Genomic DNA, 508 nt, shown 5'->3' with positions numbered 1-508 from the left:
TTGCACGCCTCGGTGCTGGCCGGGTCGCAGTCGCCCGAGTCATCCGGAGTACAGGCAGCCCGCGGCAGCGGCACGGCATCGGTCAGTTGCCGCCACCGGTCGCTGCGCCAGATGATCGCCAGACGCTGGGCGCGGACGTTCCCGGCGACCAGGAACCGGGACAGAATGCAGCCGGAGACCTGCCCGTCGGGATCCACGGACACCCGGTGGCGAAAGCAGTTCCCGCACAGCTCGGCCGTGCTCGGCAGGGCTGTGTGCGTGTCGGCTGCGCGGCCCACCTTGCGGGCCCGGTCGACCTTGATGGCCATCACCTCCATCAGGCGCAGTTCCTCTTGGGCCTGGGCGACGCGCTGGTCTTCCAGGACCTCGACGATGCCCACGCGTAGCGGGATACCGCGGCGCACGGCCTCGGCGGCCCGCGTCAGGGGGCGAGTCGGGTGCGTTCGCCGGTGGTTGCGGCGCGTTCGATGCTGTCGAGGAGGCGGTGGCGGCGTACGGCGTGCCCGAA

At 71.7% G+C, this 508-nt stretch carries 1 protein-coding gene; it reads right to left on the bottom strand.

Annotated elements, in window-relative coordinates:
- On the bottom strand, positions 1-380 hold a 380-nt coding region (locus tag TN53_RS42140), incomplete at its 3' end, for an SPASM domain-containing protein (protein WP_234441859.1).
- Between the last annotated feature and the right edge of the window lie 128 nt (positions 381-508).

This window comes from Streptomyces sp. WM6386, assembly GCF_000972385.1.
Taxonomy (GTDB): Bacteria; Actinomycetota; Actinomycetes; order Streptomycetales; family Streptomycetaceae; genus Streptomyces.
This window is presented reverse-complemented; position numbering and strand designations above follow the sequence as displayed.